This window comes from Sphingomonas lacusdianchii (genome assembly GCF_022664395.1).
Classification (GTDB): Bacteria; Pseudomonadota; Alphaproteobacteria; order Sphingomonadales; family Sphingomonadaceae; genus Sphingomonas; species Sphingomonas lacusdianchii.
On the sequence record NZ_JAKRET010000073.1, the window covers coordinates 1 to 1,320 of the forward strand.

Annotated in this window: 1 protein-coding gene; it reads right to left on the minus strand. The window is 63.8% G+C overall.

Annotated features, from left to right (window positions below; translation table 11 throughout):
- Nucleotides 1-218: 218 nt before the first annotated feature.
- On the minus strand, nt 219-1,247 hold the full coding sequence (locus MF607_RS22505) for an IS110 family RNA-guided transposase (protein WP_020493465.1): 1,029 nt from the start codon (nt 1,245-1,247) through the stop codon (nt 219-221).
- Nucleotides 1,248-1,320: the final 73 nt, after the last annotated feature.

Below are 1,320 nucleotides of genomic sequence, written 5' to 3' on the forward strand. Positions count from 1 at the left end.
CGCTTGTCGTCTAATCGGTCAAGCCGTTTGCCAAGGTGCTCGTAGTCGATCTTCTTTTGCGCATCGTTGTCGTCTTCGAGGTCAGGACGGGTCCAGCCTCAGCATGGCGCCAGATCGCCGGCCTCTCGATGTGGTTCCCGTGTTCCAGATGGTCACGAAGCGGGTCACGAGATGGCCGTGGCCGCACCCTGGCGGGGCGGCAGCTCGGAAAGCAGATATCAGGCCATGGCAGTCACCTTTGGGTCAAAGCCTCGCCCGTCGATCCACATCCGGTGGAGGATCACCGCCAGCTTGCGGGCCAGCGCAACGCGCGCCTTCCAGAAGCCCGATCTCCGGCCGATGGCGGCAGCCCAGTCCTTCAGCGCCGACGCCTGCGAGGTCCGCGACAGCATGACATTGGCCGCTTCGAACAGCAGCTTGCGGGTGAGACGATCTCCGCACTTGGAGATGCGGCCGTTGATGTCGACCTCGCCCGACTGGTAGCGACGCGGAGTGAGACCGAGATAGGCGCCGACATCCTGCGAGCGTCGGAACCGGTGAGGATCCTCGATGGTGGTCATAAAGCTGACGGCCGTCAGCGGTCCGACGCCGGGCATCGTCATCATCAAGCGGCAGGCGCCGCTTTGCCGGGCAACCCGGGCGAGCTGCTTGGCAATGGCAAGCTGTTGCTCCCGCAATGTGCTCAGCATCGCCAGTAGGCTCTCGAACAGTGCGGCGACCACCGGATCGTCCGGCAGCGTTGCCCGGACCTGACGTTCGAAGGTGCCACCCTTCCCGGGTCCGACCAGAATGCCGAAAGTCTTCGCCAGGCCGCGTATCTTGTTGATGAGCGCGGTGCTCATGCCGACCAGCTGGTCTCGCGTGATCAGGAGCGCACGCAACCGGTGCGTATCCATCGAGCGAACAGCGACCGGCCGGTACCAGCCCGAGCGGACCAGCCGTGCCAACCCAAACGCGTCGTTGCGGTCCGTCTTGTTCATCTGCAGCTTCAGCGCTGCCGCAGCATGCCTGGCATGAAGACACACCACCGGCAGCTCTCGCTCGGTCAATGCGTGCCACAACCACACGGTCATCGGGCCCGTCTCGATACCGATCCTCACGGCTCCTGCGGCCCTCCGCGCCAGCACGGCCGCAATAGCGTCCGGGTCCGTTCGCGACTTACCGTCCCATATGCGATCGCCCGTTTCGTCCACGACGCAGATCGCGGTCTCCTTCATCGACACATCTAGGCCAACATAGCAGGTCATCTTCCGTCCTCCTCTTCAGGGGACGACAGGCTATCCCAACGAGCACCGCTCCTGATTACGCCATGTGGTTCAC

Bases quoted from the DNA above. Each gene is read 5' to 3' on its own strand.
- MF607_RS22505 (WP_020493465.1), bottom strand. From the start codon at position 1,247: ATGACCTGCTATGTTGGCCTAGATGTGTCGATGAAGGAGACCGCGATC.